13 protein-coding genes and 1 tRNA gene are annotated in these 14,358 nt (G+C 56.6%); 10 read left to right on the top strand and 4 right to left on the bottom strand.

Translation table 11 applies throughout. The features are described from left to right. Window positions 1-109 precede the first annotated feature (109 nt). The 3 genes from ABD827_RS10235 to pyrB all read right to left on the bottom strand — a co-directional run bounded on the left by ABD827_RS10235 (window position 110) and on the right by pyrB (window position 3,594). The gene (locus tag ABD827_RS10235) at window positions 110-2,032 is read right to left on the bottom strand and encodes a RecQ family ATP-dependent DNA helicase (protein ID WP_344964680.1); all 1,923 of its coding nucleotides are present in this window, start codon (window positions 2,030-2,032) and stop codon (window positions 110-112) included. Window positions 2,033-2,206: 174 nt separating this feature from the next. Further along, the gene (gene pyrI / locus ABD827_RS10230) at window positions 2,207-2,665 is read right to left on the bottom strand and encodes an aspartate carbamoyltransferase regulatory subunit (protein ID WP_298719573.1); all 459 of its coding nucleotides are present in this window, start codon (window positions 2,663-2,665) and stop codon (window positions 2,207-2,209) included. A 5-nt stretch (window positions 2,666-2,670) separates the two neighbouring features. Further along, a complete protein-coding gene (gene pyrB / locus ABD827_RS10225) occupies window positions 2,671-3,594 on the bottom strand; it encodes an aspartate carbamoyltransferase (protein WP_298719559.1) in 924 nt (307 codons plus the stop codon). Window positions 3,595-3,913: 319 nt separating this feature from the next. Here pyrB and ABD827_RS10220 point away from each other — a divergent pair. The 8 genes from ABD827_RS10220 to ABD827_RS10185 all read left to right on the top strand — a co-directional run bounded on the left by ABD827_RS10220 (window position 3,914) and on the right by ABD827_RS10185 (window position 11,572). Beyond that, window positions 3,914-3,990 (top strand) — tRNA-Trp (locus ABD827_RS10220). A 54-nt stretch (window positions 3,991-4,044) separates the two neighbouring features. Further along, a complete protein-coding gene (locus tag ABD827_RS10215) occupies window positions 4,045-4,422 on the top strand; it encodes a hypothetical protein (RefSeq protein WP_344964677.1) in 378 nt (125 codons plus the stop codon). After that, window positions 4,398-4,916, top strand: a complete 519-nt coding sequence (gene rimI, locus ABD827_RS10210; RefSeq protein WP_344964675.1) for a ribosomal protein S18-alanine N-acetyltransferase — start codon at window positions 4,398-4,400, stop codon at window positions 4,914-4,916. The genes ABD827_RS10215 and rimI overlap by 25 nt, the downstream gene beginning before the upstream one ends. A gap of 52 nt (window positions 4,917-4,968) precedes the next feature. Next, window positions 4,969-5,976 (top strand): peptidoglycan DD-metalloendopeptidase family protein, encoded by a 1,008-nt coding sequence (locus ABD827_RS10205; protein ID WP_344964672.1) that lies wholly within the window; start codon window positions 4,969-4,971, stop codon window positions 5,974-5,976. 239 nt (window positions 5,977-6,215) lie between these two features. Continuing rightward, window positions 6,216-7,511: an Nramp family divalent metal transporter gene (locus ABD827_RS10200; protein WP_344964670.1), complete on the top strand. Its 1,296-nt coding sequence runs from the start codon at window positions 6,216-6,218 to the stop codon at window positions 7,509-7,511. 480 nt (window positions 7,512-7,991) lie between these two features. After that, on the top strand, window positions 7,992-9,518 hold the full coding sequence (locus ABD827_RS10195; RefSeq protein WP_344964667.1) for a Re/Si-specific NAD(P)(+) transhydrogenase subunit alpha: 1,527 nt from the start codon (window positions 7,992-7,994) through the stop codon (window positions 9,516-9,518). 5 nt (window positions 9,519-9,523) lie between these two features. Then, window positions 9,524-10,903, top strand: a complete 1,380-nt coding sequence (gene pntB, locus ABD827_RS10190) for a Re/Si-specific NAD(P)(+) transhydrogenase subunit beta (protein WP_344964665.1) — start codon at window positions 9,524-9,526, stop codon at window positions 10,901-10,903. Between the two features lie 141 nt (window positions 10,904-11,044). Next, window positions 11,045-11,572, top strand: coding sequence for a YcnI family copper-binding membrane protein (locus ABD827_RS10185; RefSeq protein ID WP_344964662.1), 528 nt, complete (start codon window positions 11,045-11,047; stop codon window positions 11,570-11,572). Between the two features lie 72 nt (window positions 11,573-11,644). On the opposite strand, the gene uraH is transcribed toward ABD827_RS10185, so the two are convergent. Next, window positions 11,645-12,055, bottom strand: coding sequence for a hydroxyisourate hydrolase (gene uraH, locus ABD827_RS10180; protein ID WP_344964660.1), 411 nt, complete (start codon window positions 12,053-12,055; stop codon window positions 11,645-11,647). A gap of 253 nt (window positions 12,056-12,308) precedes the next feature. Here uraH and ABD827_RS10175 point away from each other — a divergent pair, with 253 nt between their 5' ends. Next, entirely contained in the window at window positions 12,309-12,980 is a 672-nt protein-coding gene (locus ABD827_RS10175) for a heavy metal response regulator transcription factor (protein WP_344964657.1), read from the top strand. Further along, window positions 12,977-14,353 (top strand): heavy metal sensor histidine kinase, encoded by a 1,377-nt coding sequence (locus tag ABD827_RS10170; protein ID WP_344964655.1) that lies wholly within the window; start codon window positions 12,977-12,979, stop codon window positions 14,351-14,353. Before ABD827_RS10175 ends, ABD827_RS10170 begins: the two co-directional genes overlap by 4 nt. Window positions 14,354-14,358: the final 5 nt, after the last annotated feature.

Raw genomic sequence — 14,358 nt, 5'->3', positions numbered from 1 at the left:
CACACCAAACGAGTCTGAACGGCGGTTCTGGAAAAGCTCTAAAACCGTGGCCACTTTTTGTTGACCACTACAAACTCACGGAATCAGGACATCGCCAATGTGATTTGTATCAGCCCAGCTGGCTCAAAAGCTGCTGTATTTCGCCAAAGCGCTGCTGCTCCAGCCGGCCGAAACCGGGCCTTTTTCTGGCTTTCAGGCGGTTGAGCAGCGGGGTGGATATGCCGCATAAGAAGCAGGCGAGAGTATGATTACTCAAGTGCTGTTCACTTTCACTGTCGGCCTGTAACGTTTGGCACCAGTGCAGTAACTGTTCGGCAGCGGGCAGTGGCGGCCGCTTGGGGGTGGGTAGCTGCGCCGGCTGGCCGGTGCAGACAGAGCAATGACCACAGCGTTCCGGCGCTTGATGATCGGCAAAGTAGCCGGCCAGTCGATGACTCAGGCAGCGATCACTTTCGAAGAAGCCGATCATTTCCGCAAGCCGGGTGATTTCGCTTTTTTCTTTCTGCTGAAACAGTTCGTGGAGTCGAGCCGTTTCGGCTTGCAAGTCGATGTTCCGCTGTAACACTCGATAGACTTCAATCATCTGTTTGCTTTCCAGGCTGATCCAGCCTTGTTGGTGCAGATAGTCGAGCGCACTGATCACCCGTTTTCTTTCGCCTCCATACTGCTGCCAGATGGCGTCAAAATTGACCTGGCACCAGCTTCTGGCGAGAGGGGATCCATCGAAAACAGCGGTGAGAAATGCTCGACGCTCGGGGTTTAAGCTGCTCAGGATCTCTTCTTTAGATCTGATAAACTTGAAGCGATAATCGGCAAAATAGCTATATTGTGGCTCTATGGTGCGGTTAAGTTCCAGGTAAACCAGCAGGGTTTTCAGCGGCAGCAGACGAATGTTGGTGCTGTTGGACAGCCGCAGTGGCATCAGCTCCCACTGTTCTCCTGCCTGCTGCAATTCATGCAGCAGGCGCGTGATGGCTTCCGATTCCGGCGTGTCGCCGTAGACGAAGTTTTCCAGCACGTTCAACCCGCTCTGGTTGCCGAGCAGTATGCAGCGAGATGGCTTGCCATCTCGCCCTGCGCGACCGATTTCCTGGCTGTAGTTTTCGATGGATTTAGGCAGATCGTAATGGATCACGCGACGAATATCGGCCTTGTCGACTCCCATGCCAAAGGCGATGGTGGCGACGATGCAGGGCACCTTGCCCGCCATAAATGCCTGCTGCAGCTGACGGCGTCGATCCTGATCCATGCCCGCATGGTACGCCTGAGCCGCAATGCCGGTCGCCGCCAGCTGTTCGGCGACTCGCTCGGCGGTGTGCTGCAGGGTGACATAAACGATACTGGGCAACGTCGGATCTTCACGCAGCTGTTCGATCAGGGCGGGCATTTTTTCTGCCTCGGTAACCGGGATGACCTCAATATGCAGGTTAGGACGGTAAAACCCGGTGATCACCACATTTTCCCGTAACAAGCCGAATTTTTGCTGCATGTCATCGATCACATTCGGGGTCGCGGTGGCGGTCAGCAACAGCACCTGGGGAATATTGAGCTGCCGGCGATAATCCGGCAGCTTGAGGTAGTCGGGACGAAAGTTGTGACCCCACTCGGAGATACAGTGGGCTTCGTCCACCACCAGTAACGAAATCGGTATCTGGCCGATAAACTGGCGAAAGCGCTCGTTCTTCAGTCGTTCGACGGAGATCATCAATACCTTGATGCGCCCCTCGCGCACCTCCTGCATGATGCGGCGGCTTTCCTCCCAGCTTTGGGTGGAATCGATGCTGGCGGCGGGAATGTTCATCCGCTGCAAAAAAGCCAGTTGATCCTGCATCAACGCCAGCAAGGGGGATATCACCAGCGTCAGCTGTGGCAACAGCAGCGCGGGTAGCTGGTAACAGAGTGACTTGCCGGAGCCGGTAGGAAAAATCGCCGCCGCCGAGTGCCCGGCCATCAGGGTGTCGATCACCTGTTGCTGGCCGGGACGAAGCGAGGAAAAGCCGAAATGCTGTTGCAGGGTGTGGAGCAGAGTCATGGAGTTGAAACCTTGAAATACCGATGCACACAGCTTGGCGTGCGGTACCGGCTTTGGCAACCGAAAACGCCGGTTGTGAGCCGGGAGGGGAAAAGACTGGAGAGTGAAAGGAAACGGCGAAATCAGCAGCCCACAGGGGGCTGCTGATGGTTTATCGCCGACGGCTTGTCGTTGTTATATGGTCATGAAATCCTGGTGGAACGACTTTTCGCAGTAGTTGCAGCGAAAACGCACCTGGCCGGCCACGGCGCGTACCTTGAACTTGCTGGTCACCGGTTCGTTATGGCTGATGCAGTTGGAGTTGGGGCAGGAAAATACCCCCTCTACCCGCTCGGGCAGCTGCAGTTGCAACTTCTTCACCACTTCGAAGTCTTCGATCAGGTTAACGGTGGCATCGGGTGCAAACAGTGCCAGCTGGTTGGCCTGGGCGGGAGTCAGGCGGGTGTTTTCCACCTTGATGATGTCCTTGGCGCCCAGTTCCTTCGAGGGCAGGTTCAGGCCCACGGTGATCTTCTCGTGAGTCTGCACCAGGCCGAACAGTTGCAGGATCTTGATGCCCTGACCGGCGGGAATGTGATCGATCACGGTACCGTTGTGAATGGCTTCGACTTGCAATTGGCTCTTGTTCATCATCTCTCTCACAGACTCTCGTTCAGCACCAGGGCAAGCAGGGCCTGGCGGGCATAGACGCCGTTTTCCGCCTGCTCGAAGTAATAGGCATAAGGCATGTCGTCCACCTCGGCGGAGATTTCATCAATCCGGGGCAGGGGATGCAGTACCTTGAGGCTGTCTTTGGCGCCGTCCAGCACCTCGGGGGTAAGCACGTATCTTGAGGCCACATGCACGTATTCGGTTTCGTCGAAGCGTTCTTTCTGTACTCGGGTCATGTACAGAATATCCAGCTCGTCCATTACCTCTTCCATGCTGTCGCGGAACTCGAAATTGATACCTTTTTCGGTCAGCTCGTCACAGAGGTAGTCGGGCATGGCCAGCGCCTGAGGCGCGATAAAGTAGAACTTGCAGCCGAACAGGCTCAGGGCCTGGGTCAGCGAATGCACGGTGCGGCCGTATTTCAGGTCACCCACAAAGGCCACCGTCAGTCCCTGCAGGGTGCCCTGGGTTTCGTAGATGGTGAACAAATCCAGCAGCGTCTGGGTAGGGTGTTGATTAGAGCCATCCCCGGCGTTAATCACCGGTACCGAAGAAAACTCGGCGGCCAGTCGCGCGGCTCCTTCCTGCGGATGGCGCATCACAAAGGCGTCACTGTAGGAGCTGATGATCTTCACCGAGTCGGCCAGGGTTTCCCCTTTCTTGGCCAGCGAGGTGCTGCCACTGTCGGAAAAACCGATAACGCCGCCACCCAGGCGATGGATGGCGGTTTCAAACGACAGGCGGGTTCGAGTAGAAGCTTCGAAGAAGCAGCTGGCCACGACCTTGTGCTTGAGCAAATCGGGTCTGGGATGGGTCTTGAGCATCACGGCGGTGTCGATGATCAGTTCCAGCTCGGCACGGGTGAAGTCGGATATGGAGATTACATGCTTTTGATATAGGGGATTTGCCATCAGCAACGCTCTTTAAGGTGTAAAGTGAAGACCATAAAAAAGCCCCTGAAGGGGGCCATTAGAGCTAAATCAGTGCAAGCGCCGCCGTTTTCACGACGTACGGGCGTAAAACCAGCCAGACGTTCGGGTTCAGAAATGAGCATTTATTCCACTTACTCCGGGCACTTGCAAATCGAGCAGATTATAGAGAAATGCGCGCGCAAAGCAAAATCTGACAGGCCGTCGGCCTTGATGCGGCGAAAATACAAGCGAACGAACCCATGCCTGCTAAAAAGCGCTTTACCTTTAAAAACCGATCGTTATAATTCGTTCGCATTGCAGGGGCGTAGTTCCAATTGGTAGAACAGCGGTCTCCAAAACCGACGGTTGGGGGTTCGAATCCCTCCGCCCCTGCCAACTTCTTCTCGAAAAGCCAGCTTAACAGCTGGCTTTTTGCGTTATGGAGTATTTATGACGCCGTTACAATCGCAATTATGGCAATTGCTGAAACTGCCCGCCTGGCGCTGTGCTCATCCCGAGCGATTGCCACATGCGCCTGCCCCCCCGCTTGAGATGGCAGAAGTGCTGCTGGTGACCGGGCAGGGCAAGCTGTTGCCACCTTGCCTGAGTCGGGACTTGATGCAGGCCCTGTCGCTGAATGAAACACAGTTGCAGGTAATGGATGAAGCAGCCTGGCTGGCGGCCGGCATGCCGTCGGCGAAGGTGTTGCTGGGGCTGAATCTGACCGGCGATACTACCCCTTTCGGCTGGCATGATTGCCTGCCACTGACGCCCGCCAAAAAACAAGAACTCTGGAACCGGCTATGTCACCTATTTTTCGCCCACTGAGCGCCGGCCATCTGGATGCCATGCTGGTGGTGGAGCAAGCGGCTCATACGTACCCCTGGAGCCGCAGCCTGCTGGCCGACAGCTTCGGCGAACGTTATTTTACCGGCTCGCTCTGGCTTTCAGGACCGGGGCTGCAGGATAAGGGGCTTCCAGAGTCGCGGCGGCAGGAGCCGGAACAGCTGCTCGGCTATTTTATTGCCGATCGCATCCTCGATGAAAGTACCCTGATGAACATCTGCGTGTCTCCCGCCTGGCAAGGGCAGGGCCTGGGTCGCCAGCTGATGGCGCATTATCTGCGTCTTTGTGAACAGCAGGGCCTCACTCGGCTGTGGCTGGAGGTCAGGGCGTCGAACACGTCGGCACAGGCGCTGTATCTGTCTTGTGGCTATACGGAAGGCGGTCGCCGACGGCACTATTATCGAACCGATACCGGTTTTGAAGATGCCGTATTGATGCACAAGGTGTCGATGAATAAAGTGCCGATGAACAAATAGCCGGCTTGCTCCTATACTCAGGGGCAAACACTCTGTTCTACAAGGATGAAGAATGAGAGGCTCATGGATTTGCCTGCTGAGTACCTTCCTGATATGGCCACTCGGGTCACACGCCGGCATCTACCGTTATCAGGATGCCGGCGGTGGCGTGCACTACACCGATAACCGGCTGCATGCCGTCAAACACTCGACCACGCGCTGGCAGCAGGATGCGGTCAATCGCGACGCCGTGCTGGTGCGGGTGGTGGAAAAGAAAGACGGCCACTACTTTTTTGCCCTGAACCGCCTGCCTACCAACACTCAACTGAGTTTGCGTTTTTCCGGCATGCAGAATGTGGCCATTCCCGACGCCATGCAGCAGATGATCAGCCTGCCGGCAAGAGAAGAAAAATTTGTCGGTAAGCTGACCGCCAAACAAGCCGGCAGCTGGCGTTACGACTACGGTTTTGCCTACAGCAACGCGGCATTACGGCCGGCGGCCAGTGCGCAGCAGGTGCAGAAAATTGCCGGTGCTACCTTTATCCGCTCGGCACCCGCTTCTCGTCAGTCATCGTTTCCGCCCTCCTACCTTGCTCGAACCGTGGACCTGGCGTCACCGGTGGCGGGTCGTTACCGGGTTTCTCAGGGCTTTAATGGCGAGTTCAGCCACAACAAGCCGTCCAATCGCTATGCGCTGGATATTGCCCTGCCGGTGGGCACCCCTCTTTACGCCACTCGAGACGGCGTGGTAATGGCGGCGGTGGACCATCACGTGGGAGGAGGCTTGAAGGCTAAATATCGGGGCAAAGCCAATCACCTGCGACTGCGCCATGCCGACGGCACCATGACCCTTTATGCGCATCTGCAAACCGGTTCGCTGCGAGTGAAAAAAGGCGACAAGGTCAAAACCGGGCAGCGGGTAGCGGCGTCCGGTCATACCGGTTACAGCTCGGGGCCGCATTTGCATCTGGCACTACAGATCGATAATCAGGGAAAAAGGGAGTCGGTTCCCTTTACTCTGCAAGGGAGCTATCCCGTTGCCGGACGCTGGCTACTGGCCGGTGAATGGGGAGATGAATAGTATTATATCCTGCAATTTATTGATTGGAGTTATATGTGGCTATTTAACTGATGGCGATCAGTATAGGTAAGCGCTGTGTTTTGTATTTGAAGTTATCCACCTTAATACTTTTATTCGGTAGTTTTTTGTTTTTCTCGTTTCTATTGGTGGATGGATAAATCAGTTGATTTATCCATATTGCTGTGGCCTTTTACTTTGTTTTCATCTTTAAAATCAAAGTAAACAGGCAGGAAAGCAAGATGACAGAGTTAGTCGAAGCGGAAAACGGAGGCTCACGCAGCATAAGCCACTATATGCGAGTGTTGGGGCCGGGAATTCTTGGCGCTGCCGCCGCCATCGGCGGATCGCATCTGGTGGCATCCACTCAGGCCGGTGCCATTTATGGCTGGCAGCTGGTGGGATTAATCCTGCTGGTCAACCTGCTTAAATATCCTTTCTTTCAAATCGGCGCCCGTTACACCATGGCGGCGGATGAAACCCTGATCCAGGGGTATGATCGCATCGGCCGGGGCTATCTCTATTTTTTCACCCTCTTGAACCTCTTCGCCTCCGTGATTAGCACGGCCGGGGTCGCCATGCTGTGCGGCAGCATACTGGGGCTCTTTGTCGGCGACAGCCTGAACGTGACCCAGCTCAGCATGATAGTACTGGCGGGCTCCCTGGCATTTTTAATCACCGGCCATTACAAGACCCTGGATCGGGTAACCAAGTGGATTATCGTGGGGTTGGCGGTGGCCACCGTTAGCGCCGTGTTTATTGCCTTGAATAAAGGTGGCGTGGCGCCGCCCGACTTTGTCTCTCCCAGCCCCTGGAACCTGGCCTCGGTGGGTTTTCTGGTGGCGTTGATGGGCTGGATGCCGGCCCCTATCGAGCTTTCTTCCTGGAACAGCGTCTGGTTACGGCAGAAGAAAAAAGCATTGGGCGGCGAGCTGGACTACAAAGACGCCCTGGTTGACTTTAACGTCGGTTATGTCACATCTACCCTGCTGGCGCTGGCCTTCGTTGCCCTGGGTGCTCTGGTGCTGCATGGCAGCGGCGAGAGCCTGGCGACATCGGGCATCGCCTTCGCACATCAGCTGGTCAACGTGTATGCCAGTGTGATGGGGGAGTGGAGCCGCTGGTTGATTGCCCTGATTGCCTTCCTGTGCATGTTTTCTACCACGGTAACGGTGCTCGATGGCTACAGCCGTGCTCTGAGCGAGTGTCTGGTGCAACTGGGCCAGCCGCAGGGGAGCGGCCCCACCGGCCACGGCAGCCGTTATACCTATCCGTTGATGGTGGTAATGGGCATCGTCGGCGCCCTGATCATCATGTTCTTCAAGGGCGCCCTGCTGGCGATGCTGGAATTTGCCATGATCTCGGCCTTTGTCAGTGCCTTGGTGTTTTCCTGGCTCAACTTCCGCTTGATGATGCTGCCGCAAGTGCCAGAACAGTATCGTCTGGGCGGCGGCATCAAGGTACTGAGTTGGGTGGGTATTCTGTTCTTTGCCGGCTTCAATGTGCTGTTCGGTTACTGGTATCTGTTTGTGAAGTAACAGCGCTTGGTCAAATACCAGCGGTGCGCTGAATCACCGGTAAGCGGGGGCCTTTGAGCCCCTGTTTTTTTCATTGCTGTTATTTCTGTGATTCCCATCACTCAATCTCCGCGATATGGCCCTGCAATCGATGATGTTTTAGAGATTGAAAGTCATTACCTATTAAGCCTCGAGGAAAGATCGATTTATCTTTTTATGAAAGAGGCAGTATAGTGCTTGTGGTGTTGTCTTTTTGTTGTGCTATCTCCTTATCTTGTCACGCTTTTTAGCGATAAATATCGAGATTTCGATGTTTGTAGCATTAAAAAATATCAATGCGTCGTTTTGGTATAGCCATAAAAGAGACACCCAGGCTGAACAGGTTATTCAGACTGTCATTATCAACGGCAAGGCTGCCTGAAGGTTGAGGGAACAGCTTGTCCTGAGCCGGATCCGCTCTGCGTATCCGGTTGTGATATCAACATTAATCAGGGATTTATTATGTTAATCGGGATTCCAAGGGAAACGCTTAGCGGCGAGACACGGGTGGCAGCGACCCCCAAGTCGGTCGAGCAGCTACGCAAGCTGGGTTTTGAGGTCAGTATCGAACAAGGCGCGGGCAGCAAGGCCAGCTTTGACGATGCGGCCTATGAAGCGGCAGGGGCCACACTGGTCGCCGCCGAGCAAATCTGGCAAGCCGCCATTATCTACAAGGTCAATGCCCCCACGACCGAAGAAATCGAGCGGTTGCAGGCCGGTACTACGCTGGTCAGCTTTATCTGGCCGGCACAAAACCCCGAGCTGGTAGAGCAGCTCAAAAGCAAGGGCGTTACCGTCATGGCCATGGACATGGTGCCGCGAATTTCTCGCGCCCAGTCACTGGATGCCCTGTCGTCCATGGCCAACATTGCTGGCTATCGTGCCGTGGTGGAAGCCGCCCATGAATTTGGCCGCTTTTTTACCGGTCAGATCACCGCCGCCGGCAAGGTACCCCCCGCCAAGGTGCTGGTGATTGGTGCCGGTGTGGCCGGTCTGGCCGCCATTGGTGCCGCCGGTTCACTGGGCGCCATCGTGCGTGCCTTCGATACCCGTCCCGAAGTGAAGGAACAAATCAACTCCATGGGTGGCGAGTTCCTGGAACTCGAGTATGAAGAAGACACCGACTCTGCCGACGGCTATGCCAAGGAAATGAGCCAGGCCTTCATCGACGCCGAAATGGCGCTGTTCATGGCCCAGGCCAAAGAAGTCGACATCATCATTACCACCGCGCTTATTCCCGGCAAACCGGCACCCAAGCTGATTACCGCCGACATGGTGGCGGCCATGGCGCCGGGTTCGGTGATTGTGGATCTGGCGGCCCAGAACGGTGGCAACTGCGAGCTGACCAAACCCGGCGAGCTGTTTGTGTCCGATAACGGCGTCAAGATCATCGGTTATACCGATCTCAACGGTCGCCTGCCCACCCAGTCTTCCACCCTGTACGCCACCAACCTGGTCAATCTCGCCAAGCTGTTGTGCAAGGAAAAAGACGGCAATATCAAGGTCGACTTCGACGACGTGGTACTGCGTAACATGACGGTGGTCAAAGACGGTGAAGTGACCTTCCCGCCGCCGGCCATCAGCGTCTCTGCCGCACCCAAGGCGGCCGCCAAGGCCCAACCTCAGGCCGAGCCCCATGCCAAGAAACCGAGCAACCTCAAGTATTACCTCGGTGGCGTTGGCATCCTGCTGTTTGCCTGGCTGTCGGCGGTTGCCCCGGCGGAGTTTCTGTCGCACTTCACCGTGTTCGTGCTGGCCTGCATCGTGGGTTATTACGTAATCTGGAACGTGTCTCACTCGCTGCATACGCCGCTGATGTCGGTCACCAACGCCATTTCCGGGATCATAGTGGTGGGGGCCCTGTCCCAGGTTGGAGCCGGTGGCTTTGTCAGTTTCCTCGCCTTCGTGGCGGTACTGATAGCGTCAATCAACGTGTTTGGCGGTTTTACCGTTACGCACCGCATGCTGAAGATGTTTAGAAAGGGCTAATATAAATGTCACAAGGACTTGTAACTGCGTCTTATCTTATCGCCGCCGTGCTCTTTATTTTGAGCCTGGGCGGTCTTTCCAAGCAGGAGTCGGCCAAGGCCGGTAACTGGTATGGTGTTGCGGGCATGACCATCGCCCTGCTGGCCACCATTTTCAACCCCGAGGTCACCGGCTTGGGCTGGATTATCGTGGCCATGGCCATCGGTGCCGCCATCGGTATTCGTCTGGCACTTAAAGTCGAAATGACCGAAATGCCGGAGCTGATCGCCATTCTGCACAGCTTTGTTGGTCTGGCGGCGGTGTTTGTGGGTATCAACACCTACATCAGCCACGGCGACATGTCTGGCGCCATGCTGAATATTCACAACACCGAAGTCTTTCTCGGCGTCTTCATCGGTGCCGTTACCTTTACCGGCTCCATAGTGGCGTTCTGCAAGCTGCGCGGTCTGGTGTCCTCCAAGCCGCTGATGCTGCCGCATCGCCACAAGTTGAACCTGCTGGCGGTGGTGCTCTCTGCCATTCTGCTGATCTGGTTTGTGCAGGTGGAAGGCGCTACCTTCCCGCTGCTGGTGATGACCCTGATTGCCCTGGCCTTTGGCTGGCATCTGGTGGCCAGCATCGGCGGTGCCGACATGCCGGTGGTGATCTCCATGCTCAACTCCTACTCGGGCTGGGCGGCGGCGGCGGCGGGCTTCATGCTGTCCAATGACCTGCTGATCGTCATCGGTGCCCTGGTGGGCTCCAGCGGTGCCATTCTGTCCTACATCATGTGCAAGGCGATGAACCGTTCGTTTATTTCGGTCATTGCCGGTGGCTTCGGCTCCGACGGTGCCGTGAGCAGCGGTGGTGACGAAGAAGACGGCGAATACACCGAAGTGAACGCCGAAGACGTGGCCGACATGCTGAAGAATTCCAGCTCGGTCATTATCACTCCCGGCTACGGCATGGCGGTAGCCCAGGCCCAGTATCCGGTGGCGGAGCTGGTGTCCAAACTGCGCGCAGCCGGGGTGACGGTACGTTTCGGTATTCACCCGGTAGCGGGCCGTCTGCCCGGGCACATGAACGTGCTGCTGGCCGAAGCCAAGGTGCCTTACGATATCGTGCTGGAAATGGACGAGATCAACGACGATTTCAGCGATACCGATACGGTACTGGTGATTGGCGCCAACGACACCGTCAACCCGTCGGCGGCCGAAGATCCGGCCAGCCCCATTGCCGGCATGCCGGTACTGGAAGTGTGGAAGGCTCAGCAGGTGGTAGTGTTCAAACGCTCCATGAACACCGGCTACGCCGGGGTGCAGAACCCGCTGTTCTTCCGCGAAAACAGCGTCATGCTGTTTGGTGATGCCAAAGACAGCGTGGACAACATCCTCAAGGCGCTGTAATCCTCTCGCATCATGAACCTCAAGGGGCGCTTCGGCGCCCCTTTTGTTTTTTGAAAGGGCAGGGTGCGACAATTTGTCGCATGGTCACAGAGTATGTAATCCCTATGATAAGGCTTCTTTTTATCTGTCAGGATGCCTTTCATGAAACCCTTGCTGCCCCTTGCTCTTGCCGCCCTGTCTTCTCTGGTTGTGTCCCAGGCCGCCTTTGCCCATGCCTCACTGGAAACCAAAACCGCCCCGGCGGGCAGTCATTACAAGGGTGTGATTAAAATTGGTCACGGCTGTGACGGTGCGGCCACCCAGACGCTGCGGGTGCAGCTGCCGCTGGAAGTACAGCATGCCAAGCCTATGCCCAAGGCCGGCTGGCAATTGGAGCTGAAGCGGGAAAAACTTGACGTTCCCTACGATTATTACGGCACACAAGTGAGCGAGGATGTGCGCGAGCTGGTGTGGACCGGGGGCAACCTGAGCGATGATCACTACGACGAGTTTGTGTTTACCGCCCGTCTGGCCGGCGAGCCGGGCGAGACTCTGTATCTGAACACCATTCAGGAATGCACCCAGGGCGAGTTGCGCTGGACCGAAATCCCCGCCGACGGGCAGGATCCTCACGATCTGCCTCATCCGGCGCCGGCCATCACCCTCACCGAAGCCAAGCATCACCACTAAAGATCAAAAAAAGAGAGCCAGAGGCTCTCTTTTTTTATACACAGGAATTGGTGTTGACTACAGTGGCAGGGCTTAGTTGCCGCGGTAGGTAGAGAAACCGTAAGGGCTCAGCAGCAGCGGAATGTGGTAGTGCTCTACGCTGGCGTCGGCAGAGAAGATCACCGGTACTTCCGGGAAGAAGGTGGCGGTGTCGTGCTCTTTGAACCATTCGCCGGTTTCAAAGGTCACGCGGTAGTTGCCGTTTTCCAGCGATTGGCCTTCGGGGAACAGGGCGGTAATACGGCCCTGCTCGTTGGTCACACCGGTGCTGAGCTGAGTCCACTCGTTACCTTGCTGCTGTTCCAGAACCACCTGAACGCCGGGTGAAGGCAGACCGTTTTCCAGGTTCAGTACGTGAACGCTCAGCGGGTTGCCGGCAGCAACGGCCAGAGTAGAAGCACCGGTCAGCATCACGCCGGCCATTACAGATTTAAGCTTGTTCATATTATTTCTCCTGAGGTTCGTCAGTTTCTACATTAAATAAGACAAGGTGGTCTGCAGTGGTTGCAACGGGTTATTTGTCGCGCTGCCGATGTGCTTGCCTGTTGATGGAGCCATAGTGCCTTAGTCGGCATATCAAACCCATTACCTCTGGATTACAAAGTTGTCATCTTGGGTCGAGGCATTACCCGGGCTTGTGTATTGAGTGATACAGTCGGCGCCATCAACAGCAGCCGGCGGGCGAGAGGAGCAGCAGATGAAAATTCTAGTGGTGGAAGACGAGCCAAAAACGGCCGATTACCTGAAGAAGGGATTCAGCGAGTCCGGCTATCTGGTGGAAGTGGCCAAGGACGGACTGGAAGGCAAGTACATGATAGAAGAGGGGAACTTCGACCTCATTATTCTCGACATCATGCTGCCGGGTCTCGATGGCTGGCAACTGCTGAAAACCATTCGCCGTACCTCGGACACCCCGGTTATCTGCCTGAGTGCCCGCGATGCGGTAGAAGACAAGGTGCGTGGGCTGGAGCAAGGCGCGGATGATTATCTTGCCAAGCCATTTTCCTATGCCGAACTGCTGGCGCGGGCACGCAAGCTGCTGCGGCGCGGACCTCAACGCGAGGTGTCCCTGTATGAGCTGGCCGATCTGCAACTGGAGCCATTGAGCCGGCGCGTCACCCGTGGCGGCCAGCGCATCGATCTCACCAACAAGGAGTTTACCCTGTTGCAGCTGCTGCTCAGCCACGAAGGTGAAGTCTTGTCGCGCACCTACATAGCCTCTCAGGTCTGGCATATGAACTTCGACAGCGACACCAATGTGGTGGACGTGGCCATTCGCCGCCTGCGCGGCAAGATAGACGATGCCTATGATCAAAAGCTGATCCACACGGTGCGTGGCATGGGCTACGTGTGCGAGGTAAGAGCGTGAGTAAAATCGGTTCGTCGCTGAGTGTGCGGCTGGCGGTGATGTTTGCCCTGGTGAGCACTTTGCTGCTCGGCAGCATCGGTTTTTATCTGTATTACTCGCTGCAGCGAGAGTTGATTTGGCGAGACGATCAAAGCCTGTTGGGGCGGCTCGAGCACATGCAGGCGCTGCTCAGCGACAGCGACAGCATTGCCACCCTGCGTAACCGACCCCAGCTGTACGCCAACATGCTGGGCAATCAGGACAGCCTGCTGTGGGTGCTGGATTCTGAAGGCGAGGTGCTGATCTCGGTGAATCCCGCCGACCTGCCATTGCCGACCCTGGGGCAGAGTGATCAGTCCCAGCTGGGTTTCGATAAGGACCATCAGGCGCGACTGGCCTGGCGCTATGTGGAATACGAACAGCAGCCCCTGCTGCTGATCGCTGGTAAACAGCTGGAGCCCCGTAATCAGATGCTGGCGGCCTACAAGCTGAAGCTGCTATTGGCGATGGCGGCCGGTGCCCTGGCGGCCTTTATGCTTGGCTGGCTGGTCAGCCGGCGCGGATTGCGGCCGGTACGCCTGCTGGCGCGCCAGGCCGAGACCATTGATGTGCAGCGCCTGCACCGTCGGCTGAATACCGCCCATCTGCCCCGGGAGCTGCAAACCCTGGGCAGCACCCTTAACCAGATGCTGGCCCGGCTGGAAGGCGGCTTCGAACAGTTGTCGCGTTTCTCCGAGGATCTGGCCCACGAAATTCGCACCCCGCTGAGCAACCTGATGGGCCACACCGAGCATACGCTGCGCAAGCCGCGCTCCACCGAGGAATACGAAAGCCTGCTGGCCTCCCATCAGGAAGAATACGAGCGGCTGGCGCGAATGGTCGACAGCATGCTGTTTCTGGCGCGTGCCGAACAACCCAAGGCCTCGATCAATCGACAGGCGCTGGATCTGAACGAGCTGGTCGAGCAGTTGTGCGAGTATTTTGAAGGGGTGGCGGAAGACGAAGACATGCTGCTGCTCAACCAGGCCGAAGGCACCGTCTGGGCCGATCCGGATCTGCTGCGTCGGGCATTGGCCAATCTGCTGGCCAACGCCCTGCGTTACGGTCGTGCCGGCGGCGCCGTGGTGATCAGCAGTTCGGTAGAGCAGGGGCACTGTGTGGTTCGAGTGCATAACCAGGGAATGCCGATTGGTCCCGAGCACCTGCCACGGCTGTTTGACCGCTTTTATCGTTGTGACGCCTCGCGTACCAACTCCGGTAATACCGGTGGTCTGGGGCTGGCGATTGTTCGCTCCATCATGCAACTGCACGAGGGGCGGGTTCAGGTGGAAAGTGATGAAGGCGGCACCGCCTTCATGCTGGCCTTTCCGGAGAAAACTGAAGCGGTCGACTGATTTAC

It is taken from the genome of Oceanisphaera sediminis (assembly GCF_039539745.1).
Classification (GTDB): Bacteria; Pseudomonadota; Gammaproteobacteria; order Enterobacterales; family Aeromonadaceae; genus Oceanimonas; species Oceanimonas sediminis.
The sequence above is the reverse complement of the archived record's forward strand: the minus strand, read 5'-3'. Positions and strand labels throughout refer to the sequence as shown.

Bases quoted from the DNA above. Each gene is read 5' to 3' on its own strand.
- ABD827_RS10235 (WP_344964680.1), bottom strand. From the start codon at position 2,032: ATGACTCTGCTCCACACCCTGCAACAGCATTTCGGCTTTTCCTCGCTT.
- pyrI (WP_298719573.1), bottom strand. From the start codon at position 2,665: ATGATGAACAAGAGCCAATTGCAAGTCGAAGCCATTCACAACGGTACC.
- pyrB (WP_298719559.1), bottom strand. From the start codon at position 3,594: ATGGCAAATCCCCTATATCAAAAGCATGTAATCTCCATATCCGACTTC.
- ABD827_RS10215 (WP_344964677.1), top strand. From the start codon at position 4,045: ATGACGCCGTTACAATCGCAATTATGGCAATTGCTGAAACTGCCCGCC.
- rimI (WP_344964675.1), top strand. From the start codon at position 4,398: ATGTCACCTATTTTTCGCCCACTGAGCGCCGGCCATCTGGATGCCATG.
- ABD827_RS10205 (WP_344964672.1), top strand. From the start codon at position 4,969: ATGAGAGGCTCATGGATTTGCCTGCTGAGTACCTTCCTGATATGGCCA.
- ABD827_RS10200 (WP_344964670.1), top strand. From the start codon at position 6,216: ATGACAGAGTTAGTCGAAGCGGAAAACGGAGGCTCACGCAGCATAAGC.
- ABD827_RS10195 (WP_344964667.1), top strand. From the start codon at position 7,992: ATGTTAATCGGGATTCCAAGGGAAACGCTTAGCGGCGAGACACGGGTG.
- pntB (WP_344964665.1), top strand. From the start codon at position 9,524: ATGTCACAAGGACTTGTAACTGCGTCTTATCTTATCGCCGCCGTGCTC.
- ABD827_RS10185 (WP_344964662.1), top strand. From the start codon at position 11,045: ATGAAACCCTTGCTGCCCCTTGCTCTTGCCGCCCTGTCTTCTCTGGTT.
- uraH (WP_344964660.1), bottom strand. From the start codon at position 12,055: ATGAACAAGCTTAAATCTGTAATGGCCGGCGTGATGCTGACCGGTGCT.
- ABD827_RS10175 (WP_344964657.1), top strand. From the start codon at position 12,309: ATGAAAATTCTAGTGGTGGAAGACGAGCCAAAAACGGCCGATTACCTG.